Below are 9908 nucleotides of genomic sequence, written 5' to 3' on the forward strand. Positions count from 1 at the left end.
CTTCAAAACCTTCCAGGGATCGGAATCTTCATGGCTGACCAAAACGAACGTCCGTGGGACAAAAAAAAGAAGAAACCGCTGTCCGCCGCCGAAATCCTGCAGCGCCAGCCCCCGTACGATTTGGAAGCGGAGATGGGGGTGCTGGGCAGCATTCTGTTGTTGCCCGAAGTCTGTGACGACACCGCGTCGCTGAAGGCCGATGACTTCTACGACGACGCCAATCGGATCCTGTACACGCACTTGCGCGAGATGTACGACAACGGCGAAAAGATCGACGTCATGTTGCTCGTCTCGCGGCTTAAAACCTCCGACGAATTCGAAAAGATCGGCGGCGCAGCCTACCTGGCCAAGCTTTCCAACGCGGTTCCCAACGCCGCCCACGCAGTCTATTACGCGGGCATCGTTTCCGAGAAAGCGGTCTATCGCAACTTGATCAACGCCAGCACCGAGATTCTGCGCGACGCCTACGACCAGTCCAGTGACGCGCGGGAGTTGTGTGCCCAGGCGGAACAGAAAGTGTTCTCGATCATGGACGGTCGATCGTCCAACTCGTTGCACTCGATGAACGATGTCTTGCATGCGGCGATGGACCGGATGGAAGCCCGCTTGCGCGGCGAAGTCACCGACGGGACGGTAGAGACGGGGCTTGCCGACTACGACACCATGACCGGCGGGCTGCACAACGGCGAATTGATCATCCTGGCCGCCCGGCCTTCGATGGGCAAAACCGCGCTGGCGATGAACATCGCCGAACACGCGGCGATCGAAATGCAGCAACCCGTGCTGTTCATCAGCTTGGAAATGTCGGGCATCGAATTGGCCGACCGGATGCTGTGTTCGCTGGCCCGCGTCAACGGACACCGACTGCGAAACGGAACGATCAGCGCCGACGATCAAACCCGTTTGATCAACAAGGCCAATGAGATCAGCACCGCGCCGTTCTTCGTCGATGATTCACCCAGCCGGACGGTCAGCGAAATCGCCGCGGCGGCCCGACGCATCAAGCGACGCCACGGCAACCTAGGGTTGATCGTGATCGACTACCTGCAGCTGATCGAACCGGACAACTCGCGCGACCCGCGACAGGAGCAGGTCGCCAAGATCGCGCGGCGGTTGAAAGGGATGGCGCGTGAACTCGAAACGCCGATGTTGTGTTTGTCCCAGTTGAATCGCCAGGCCGAAGACAGCAAGGATCACCGCCCCAAGCTGAGCCACCTCCGTGAATCCGGGGCCATCGAGCAGGATGCTGACGTCGTGATGTTTGTCCACCGCGAAGAGTATTACCACCGCGGTGAAGAACGCGCCCAATACGCCGGCCAAGCCGAAATCATCATCGCCAAACAGCGGAACGGTCCGGTCGGCGACGTGCAATTGACCTGGGAATCCGACTTCACCCGGTTCAGCAACCGCGCCCCCGAACACCACGATGAATTCAGCGACTACGCCGAATTCACGGCGCCCGGCGGTTTCTGATCCGACGCTCTGTGCCTGGTGTTCGTCGTAGGATCAACCATTTGGTCTGATGAAAAGTACCTGGCGTCTGAAACGGGTGGGCTGGCAACGATTGCAAATTGCAAAATGAACAGTGCAAATTGCGAAATGATTTGAGTGACGAGTCTCGGCAAATTTGAATTTCGGATTCTTCCGGAAAGAACCCTAGAAATTTGCCTGCCCCTTGATCGTGCGCTGGGCGATCTCCCAGGCTTCGGTCAGGTGCTCGGCGTATTGGTCGGGCGACAACAGCGAGGTGTCGTCGTCCGCCACGGCCAGTTCGATCATCCAGCCGGCACCATAGGGATCCGCGTTGATCAACGACGGGTCCGCCAGGACGTGTTCGTTAATCGCTGAAAGCGTTCCCGTGACCGGCGCATACAGATCACTTTCCGCCTTCTTGCTCTCGATCGCACCGATCATCTGTCGCTGCTGGACCGACTCGGGCACGTCGATTTCCCAGTCCAGGAAGTAGACGTCTTGCAGCAAACGGACGGCGTAGGCGGTCAGCCCGAAGCGCCAAGTCGCCGGCGCCGCGGGTTCGGCGGCCGAGACACATTTGGCCCACATGTGGTTTTTGGCGTAGCGGCGGTCCAGCGGAAACGTGGCGTCAAATTCCCCCATCGCAAAGGTGAAGGAATCGGTGCTACGTGTATCGGACATTCTGGTGTTCCGGTTCAAAGAAGACTGGCAACATGGCATCGACCCGCAGCAATCCGTAGCGGGTCAATTCGATTCGGTCTCCGTTGACCGTCGCCCAGCCGTCTTCGACATACTTGTCCCACTCCGATTGCCAGCGTTCCAGGATATTCACGTCGAACTTGTTCTTGAAGTAATCGAGTTCCAAATAGCCCAGCTTCAGCATCAACACCATTTCACGGATCAGCCGTTGATGGTCGGTCGGCACGTAGCCACGTCCCAGCGGCAGTGATCCCGATTCGATCGTCGACAGGTATTTTTCCAGCTCGGCGACGTTCTGGTAATGCACGCCGCTGGCATGTCCGAAACTGGCGATTCCGGTGGCCAGCAGATCAGCGCCTTTGAACAGGTTGTCGCGATAGGAGAAGTTCACTTTCGAGGGATCTTTGACCACCGTGTAGGCGCTGCTGATGCTGTAGCCGGCGTCAAGGAATTCGTTAAAGGCGTAATCCACCCAGGCCCGCTTGGTGGCCCAATCGGCGACGGGGCTTTCGGTGTGGTTTTCCAGGATCCCCTTGCTGATCACCGTGTTGAACGGCAACTCCATTTGATAGATCGTCACGCTTTCGGGTGACATGTCGATCGCCTGGCGAATGTTGTCTTTCCAGTTGTCCCAGGTTTCGCCGACCATCCCCGAGATCAGGTCGATGTTGACGTTGGGGAAGTCCGCTTCGGCGATCCATTCCCAAGCCCGAAAGACTTGTTTGGACAGGTGGGCGCGGCCGTTTTCTTCCAGCAGCGTGTCCGAAAAATTCTCCACCCCCAAGCTCAACCGCGTCACGCCCAGTTCTTCACGCAGCGTTTTGACCTTGGTTTCGCTCAGCGTCCCCGGTTCGCATTCAAACGTGACCTCTTCGGCACCGTCCCAGGTGATGTGTTTGCGCAGACGTTCGGCCAGTTTGGTCAGCTGTTTGGGGGACAAAAAGCTGGGGGTTCCGCCGCCGAAGTAGACGAAACGGAACGGCCGATCCTTCATGATCGCCGTTTCGCTGACCATCGAGATCTCGTTGCACAGGGCGTCGACATACCGCTGGACTTCCGGCGCGGTGACATCGGTAAAGACCTTGAAGTAACAGAATTTGCAGCGTTTTCGGCAAAACGGGATGTGCAGGTACAGCCCCAGCGGCGTGGTCTCTTTGGGCGGGCTATGCAGTGCCGAAACCACCGCGTCCAAGGCATCTTTGTTCCATTGGCTGTACGGCGGGTAGTTCGAAATAAAATAGCTGCCGACTTCGGTTTTCGAATCGCTTGCGGCGGACGACATGGGCTGGCTTGGGCGAGAGCGTGGGATGAAGTGAACGGCGTTTATTGTAACCGGTCGTCACCCCCGGAGTCATCGGTGGTCTCGTTGGCGGATCACCTGGATCGTTCGCTCGATGTCATCCGGCAGGGGGGCTTCAAAGGTCATCGATTCGCCGCTTTGGGGATGGCACAGCGTCAACCGTCGCGCATGAAGCGCCTGGCGGTCCAACACTTGCCGGCTGCCATCGATCGAGCCCTGGCCCCGCAACCATGATTCGGTGGCCACGGCGTGTCCGGCGTACAGTCGGTCGCACAAGATGGGGCAGCCCAGATGGGCCAAGTGAACCCGGATCTGGTGGGTCCGTCCCGTCTTGGGGCGAACACGGACCAGACTGTAACGCCCGATCCGCTCGATCACCTCGTAAAACGTGCTGGCCGGTTTCGTGGTCGGATGGTTCTCGCGAATCGCCATCTTGTCGCGCTGGTACGGGTGGCGACCGATCGGAGCATCAACGACGTCTCGGTCGCGATCGAGTCGGCCGACGGTGATCGCAAAGTACTCCTTTTCGACTTCACGATCGTGCCATTGCTGGGCCAGTGCCATATGAACCGCATTGGTTTTCGCAACGACGATCACGCCGCTGGTGTCGCGATCGAGTCGGTGGACGATGCCCGGTCGCGTCGGGCCGCCGACATCCGACAGACTTTGAAAACGGTGTGCCAGCGCGCTCGTCAGCGTTCCTTGCCAGTTGCCGCGGGCGGGGTGAACCACCATCCCCGGCGGCTTGTTGACGACGACAAAGCCGTCGTCTTCATACAGCAGGTCCAGCGGAATGTTCTCCGGGATGACTTCATCGGAAAACGCTTCGGGCAGACGGAATCGAATCGATTGGCCGGCCTTGATCCGAAAACTCGGACGCACCGTTCGTCCATCGACCTCCGCACCGTCTTCCTGGACCGCTTGGCGAATCTGGCTGCGGCTGTAACCGTCGCAGGCGCTGGTGAGAAACAGATCAATGCGCTGGCCAGCCGCGGCGTCCGAGACAACGAAGTCGCGGTACACCGGTTCGGCTGCGTCGTCTTGCGGCGTGGAGTCAGAGATGGCAACGTCGTTGTCGGAAGGGGACATGTCGGAAGGGGACACGGTGTTCACGGTTGGTGACTGGACAGCTTCGTTAGGCACTCAGCAGTGAGCGTAGGATTTCACGCCTCGTTAAGGGGCACAGTCTGGGAACGGGGGCGTAGACGCTCCGCCGGGCCGCACAAAACCTTTCAATTCGTACGAGTTTTTCGACGTAGCAAGTAGAGGGGTAGGAAGATTTTGGAGGTAAGAAAATTGGCTCAATCGAATGGATGGTGCAGCTCACCACTTTCTTACCCCAAAAATCTTCTTACCCGACTTCTGCAGGCGGCTAAGAAACGATTCGGCAAAGATATTGTGATGGCACGCCCCACGATTTTGCGCAGCTCATGCTTCGCCGCTGGTTGTGCCTGGTACGTGTGGCGGGTGTCACACTTGCAGTGCGTTCCAAGGCGAAGCCTTCAAACGCCGCCGTGAGGGTGAAAAGCGTGAGCGCGTGACGCCGCGACCGGGGCTGGACTACTCGGCAGCGTCTTCGCTTGCTTCCTCAGCCGTCTCTTCGCTGGCCGTTTCCGGCTCCGCGGATTCCGGCGTTTCCGCTGCCGCAGTCTCCGGTTCGGTGGTTTCCGGTTCGGTGGTTTCCGGTTCGGTGGTTTCCGGTTCGGTGGTTTCCGGTTCCGATGTCTCGGGCAGTTCCAGGCCGCCTTCGATCGGGGCGGCGGGTTCTTCGCTCGCCTTCATGTCGTCGCCCAGGTTCAGATCGGGCAGATCCAAGTCGGGCAGATCGGGCAGAGTCGACGCACCGGGCAGCTCCGGCGGCAGCGAGGGGTCGGCCGGTGAGAAGTCTTGATCGGAGAACCAGGCCAAGAACTCGACCGTGTCCGGGTTGGACAATCGATCAATGCGTTCTTGAGCGACGGCGACCATTTGCTCCGATTCGTTGGCATCCACGGCCCGCTTGTAGGCCTCGATCGCCGCATCGATTTCGCCCAGCGATTCGGCGGCCATGCCCAAACCGAAGTTGGCTCGCGAGAGCAACAATTTGTCGTCCGATGCCGCGCGGGCGTCGCTGAATTGATCTTTCGCCTGGGACAGCAGCGTTTCGGCTTCGTCGCGGTCTTGGTACAGCGAATTGATGCCCTGGGCCAAGCTGTCGTTGCCCTGGAACAACAGCGACCATGCCGCCGCGACGGTGTCGGGGTACTGCGACGCGACTTCGGGGTTTTCCATCAGCAATTGCAACGTCGCGTCGCTGCGTTTCGCGACTTCGCCGCTGGAGTACAGCCCGGCACCGATCAGCCCCACCACGATGACCACCAACACGGTCAGGATCAGTTTGGAATACGGCTCGATCTTCTTGTAAAAGCCGGCCAAATTCTCGGCGACGATATTCTGTTCCAGTTGGGCCTGGCGATCTTTCATGAGTGGTCTTGTCCGCGTTGTCTAAGCGAGACGAGCCGATAGCGTTGGAGAAAACGAGTGGAAAGCGAATTGGCTGGGCCAGCAACAATGTCGCACAAGTGTCAATCGCGGAGTATAGGAGCGACAAAAAGTTATCGTCAATAGAAGGCCCAGGCTGCCGCAAGTCCCCCAGCTCGCCGAAGCTACCGCTCCGATTCGTCCGCGGCGTGCTCCTGCAGCTCTTCCAGCGAGGCGAATTCCAGCGCCGAGACATGGGTGGCGCGGAGCACGACCTGGGGCGCCTGGCCGGCGTCGTAGGCTTCTTTCCAGCGTGCCGCACACAAACACCAGCGGTCGCCCGGTTGCAGCCCATCGAACCGGTACAACGGGTTGGGCGTGCTCAGGTCATTGCCACGCGATTTGCTGAACTCCAGGAACTCGGCGGTCATCACGGCACAGATCACGTGCAGCCCGGCGTCCGAGGCGCCGGTGTTGCAGCACCCGTCACGGTAAAACCCGGTCAAGGGATCCGTGCTGCAGGTTTCCAAGTCGGTTCCGAGAACGTTTTTTGCCATTGGGGGGGAGAGGGTTCAAGGAGAGTCGGGGCAGAGGGTCGTGCATCGCGGATGCCCCTGATTGTAACGCTTCGTCGGCCGTCCCGTGGTCGGTGGCGGGCGATTTCAGCGTCATGGCCTGGGCGTCGTACTTCGCTATGATGATTGCGTTTTTCCCGATTTCTGTTCACGACATTGACCCCGCCATGGATGATCCCGACAGCGCTGCTGGCAACCGTGACGCCTTGCTCCGCGATTTAACAGCCCCGCAATGCGATGCCGTCCAGCATGTCGATGGCCCGATGTTGATTCTGGCGGGCCCGGGCAGTGGAAAAACGCGGGTCGTCACCCACCGCATCGCGTACCTGTTGTCCCAGGACATCCCGGATTGGCAGATCGCCGCGCTGACGTTCACCAACAAGGCGGCCGATGAAATGCGGTTGCGGCTGGAAAAGCTCGCGCCCGGGCAAAACGTCTGGATGGGCACCTTCCACCGCTTCTGTGCACAATTGCTGCGCCGTTACGCGTCGATGGTGGGGCTGCAAGAGAATTATTCGATCTACGACACCTCGGATTCCAAGCAGGCGATGAAGCGTGCGATCGAAGCAGCCGGCGTTTCGACGACGCATGCATCGCCGGATCAAATCGCCGGCTTGATCAGCAAGGCCAAGAACAAATTGGTCACACCGGAGGTCATGCAGGGGCAGATGCTCTCGCCGAAAGAGACCGTCGCCGCGAAAGTCTATCCGGTCTACCAGCGTCAACTGCTGACCGCCAACGCGGTCGACTTTGATGACCTGTTGCTGCACGTGGCGAACCTGCTGCGGCACAATCCCGAACTGCGTGGGGAGCTGGACCAGCGGTTCCGCTACATCCTGGTCGACGAATACCAGGACACCAACCTGGCGCAATACGCGATCGTGCGGGCGCTTTCGATCGATCATCCCAATTTGTCCGTCACCGGCGATCCGGACCAATCGATCTACGGTTGGCGGGGCGCGGACCTGAACAACATCCTGGATTTCGAAAAGGACTACCCCGCGGTCAAAACGGTCCGGCTGGAACAAAACTATCGCAGCACACCCAACGTGTTACGCGTCGCCGACCAATTGATCCGTCACAACCGCCGCCGCAAACAAAAGGACCTTTTCACCGACAACGACGAAGGTGAACCGGTGATCTTGCGGTGGTACGAAAACGGGTATGAGGAAGCCGATTCGATCGCCGACGAAATCGTCGCCGCGATCGCGTCGGACGTCGCACGGCCGAACGATTTCGCAATCTTCTGCCGGATGAATTCGCTCACCCGCTCGCTTGAACACGCCCTCCGCGGACGCGGCGTTCCCTACCAAATCGTCAACGGGGTCGAGTTTTATCAACGCAAGGAGATCAAGGACGTCTTGGCCTATCTGCATCTGGTCAACAACCCCGGACACGACGTCGCGCTTGCGCGCGTGATCAACACGCCGACGCGCGGGATCGGCGCCAAGACGGTCCAGCGGCTGCAAGAATTTGCCGACCGGCACAACCTCCCGATGTTGGAAGCCGCTCGCCGTGCCGATGAAATCGAGTCGCTGGCCAAACGCAGCGTGACGATGGTCAAGAAGTTTGTCGCGATCTATGATCGAATCGCCGCCCGCGCGACCGCGCCGCTGGAGGAGTTGATGCGGTTTGTGGTTCAGGAGTCGCAGTACGACAAGTACCTGGAAAAAACAGCCGACGAATCCGACGATTCCAGCCCGCTGGGAAACGTCGACGAATTGATCAGTGCCGCCGTCGACTTTGACCGCCGGCACCCCGACGACGGTTCGCTGGAAGCGTTCTTGGAACAAGTTGCCTTGGTCAGCGACACCGACGCCTTTGAAGAAAACGACCAACGGGTCACGTTGATGACGCTGCACGCGTCCAAGGGGTTGGAGTTTCCGCGGGTGTTCATCGTCGGTGTCGAAGACGATCTGCTGCCACACAAACGATCCAAGGAAGACGACGCGCAGTTCGAAGAGGAACGGCGGTTGTTGTTCGTCGGCATCACGCGCGCCAAAGAATGGTTGCAACTGAGTTGTTGTAAGCGGCGGATGATTCGCGGCGACACCCGGCCGGTGATCCCCAGCCCGTTCTTGAACGAGTTGCCGTTGGAGGAGATGAAACGTATCGAGTCGGCCGTGGAACGAAACTTTTTCGATTCCCACATCGATCAAAGCGGCAGCGGCGATTGGGATTTGCCCGCGATTCAAATCGGTGACGACGCCCATGCCGACGTGTCGTTCGATTTCGGTGCTAACCAAGATGTCAATCAAGACATCAATCAAGACATCAACCAAGACGATGGTTTTGAAGCGGCCGATGGACCGTCACGGCAAACCAAGGAATCGACGGCCACATTTCATGCCGTCGCCGATGAACCCGCGGCCGTGAAGTCCACTTCCGGCTCGATCCCGGACATCGGGAAATTAAAAACGGCGGCCGACATGATGTCCGGCAATCGGCCCCCGCTGTCCGCGTTTCGCGAAGGCACGACGGTGCGGCACTTCGACTACGGCGAAGGCACGATCCTGGCCGTCAGCGGCCTCGGCCCCAAACGCATGGCAAGGGTCCGATTCGCCGACGGAGAGCACAATTTCCGACTCGCATTCGCCAAGCTGGAAGTCGTCGGGTAAACACACCGCTCAGGACGATGGTCCTACCGGGCCGTCGTTCGTGGGGCCGTCGCTCGTGGGGCTCAGCGTGAGGACCTCGAAAGGACGTCGTACACCCCTCCACCGACCACCTCTTACCCAATCGGCCAGAACATTTGGATTGGTCGCGTTTCGCCTCTGTCGCGTTTCGCCTCTGTCCTAAGCTGGAAGGTCCCTGAAGGCTGCGTACCAACGGTTTGGACGCCATCCCTGTGACTGCCTGCCGGAGAACCGCCGTCGATTCACGCCGGGCCTAGCCCGAGCAGACAAACTGTCGGTTGGTGGATTACCGAGCGTCCCGCTCCCGGCTTGGTCGCTTAGCTGGACAACGCCACTTTGCTCAAGAAACACCGTGAATTGCCGGTCGAACGTAGCTACCTTCGCCAGAATACGGATCCCCGGGGTTTTCCGCGCTCGCATCGAGCGAAGCGACGCCAAAGTGGCGCTGTCCAGCTCGTTTACCGCGTGGTCATCGGATTGCGGCGCAAGGTGGCAAGGTCCTGTCGTCCGTCCGGCCGTCCGCCGCTGCATCTGCGGGAATCAACCCCCGTCCCCTTTCGACACCCTTTGGGGCGTTCGAGGTCCGTTGATGGATCGGCGTCAATCCAGCCTTGTTCGGCGAGCCAACCGAGCCAGTGCGCGACCGCAGAAAGATACGATGCTTGCGTGCAGAACTTGAGTGGCTTGCCGGTGCGTTCATTGCGATAGTGATAGAGCCAACGTCGATAGGCCGCCAGTGACTCGGGTGTAATCTCAGTCACCGCC

At 59.5% G+C, this 9908-nt stretch carries 8 protein-coding genes; 2 read left to right on the top strand and 6 right to left on the bottom strand.

Annotation, left to right across the window (positions count from 1 at the left end):
- Positions 1-30 precede the first annotated feature (30 nt).
- The gene (gene dnaB / locus H1B37_RS16925) at positions 31-1473 is read left to right on the top strand and encodes a replicative DNA helicase (RefSeq protein ID WP_147869225.1); all 1443 of its coding nucleotides are present in this window, start codon (positions 31-33) and stop codon (positions 1471-1473) included.
- 183 nt (positions 1474-1656) lie between these two features.
- On the opposite strand, the gene H1B37_RS16930 is transcribed toward dnaB, so the two are convergent.
- From H1B37_RS16930 to H1B37_RS16950, 5 genes are all read right to left on the bottom strand, one after another.
- Complete coding sequence (locus tag H1B37_RS16930) at positions 1657-2154, bottom strand: glycine cleavage system protein H (protein ID WP_182867831.1); 498 nt, start codon at positions 2152-2154, stop codon at positions 1657-1659.
- Positions 2138-3454, bottom strand: coding sequence for a coproporphyrinogen-III oxidase family protein (locus H1B37_RS16935; protein WP_182867832.1), 1317 nt, complete (start codon positions 3452-3454; stop codon positions 2138-2140). Before H1B37_RS16935 ends, H1B37_RS16930 begins: the two co-directional genes overlap by 17 nt.
- A gap of 69 nt (positions 3455-3523) precedes the next feature.
- A complete protein-coding gene (locus tag H1B37_RS16940) occupies positions 3524-4561 on the bottom strand; it encodes an RluA family pseudouridine synthase (RefSeq protein WP_182867833.1) in 1038 nt (345 codons plus the stop codon).
- Between the two features lie 471 nt (positions 4562-5032).
- Positions 5033-5935: a tetratricopeptide repeat protein gene (locus tag H1B37_RS16945; protein WP_182867834.1), complete on the bottom strand. Its 903-nt coding sequence runs from the start codon at positions 5933-5935 to the stop codon at positions 5033-5035.
- A gap of 182 nt (positions 5936-6117) precedes the next feature.
- Complete coding sequence (locus tag H1B37_RS16950) at positions 6118-6489, bottom strand: DUF2237 family protein (RefSeq protein ID WP_147869221.1); 372 nt, start codon at positions 6487-6489, stop codon at positions 6118-6120.
- A 185-nt stretch (positions 6490-6674) separates the two neighbouring features.
- On the opposite strand from H1B37_RS16950, the gene H1B37_RS16955 reads away from it, so the two are divergent.
- Entirely contained in the window at positions 6675-9125 is a 2451-nt protein-coding gene (locus H1B37_RS16955; protein ID WP_182867835.1) for an ATP-dependent helicase, read from the top strand.
- A 476-nt stretch (positions 9126-9601) separates the two neighbouring features.
- Here H1B37_RS16955 and H1B37_RS16960 read toward each other — a convergent pair.
- On the bottom strand, positions 9602-9908 hold a 307-nt coding region (locus H1B37_RS16960; RefSeq protein ID WP_220498239.1), incomplete at its 5' end, for a hypothetical protein.

The organism is Stieleria mannarensis (assembly GCF_014154935.1).
Taxonomy (GTDB): domain Bacteria; phylum Planctomycetota; class Planctomycetia; order Pirellulales; family Pirellulaceae; genus Stieleria; species Stieleria mannarensis.

What these genes read in the sequence shown, in the direction of transcription:
- dnaB (WP_147869225.1), top strand. Translation starts at nt 31, where the DNA reads ATGGCTGACCAAAACGAACGTCCGTGGGACAAAAAAAAGAAGAAACCG.
- H1B37_RS16930 (WP_182867831.1), bottom strand. Translation starts at nt 2,154, where the DNA reads ATGTCCGATACACGTAGCACCGATTCCTTCACCTTTGCGATGGGGGAA.
- H1B37_RS16935 (WP_182867832.1), bottom strand. Translation starts at nt 3,454, where the DNA reads ATGTCGTCCGCCGCAAGCGATTCGAAAACCGAAGTCGGCAGCTATTTT.
- H1B37_RS16940 (WP_182867833.1), bottom strand. Translation starts at nt 4,561, where the DNA reads ATGTCCCCTTCCGACAACGACGTTGCCATCTCTGACTCCACGCCGCAA.
- H1B37_RS16945 (WP_182867834.1), bottom strand. Translation starts at nt 5,935, where the DNA reads ATGAAAGATCGCCAGGCCCAACTGGAACAGAATATCGTCGCCGAGAAT.
- H1B37_RS16950 (WP_147869221.1), bottom strand. Translation starts at nt 6,489, where the DNA reads ATGGCAAAAAACGTTCTCGGAACCGACTTGGAAACCTGCAGCACGGAT.
- H1B37_RS16955 (WP_182867835.1), top strand. Translation starts at nt 6,675, where the DNA reads ATGGATGATCCCGACAGCGCTGCTGGCAACCGTGACGCCTTGCTCCGC.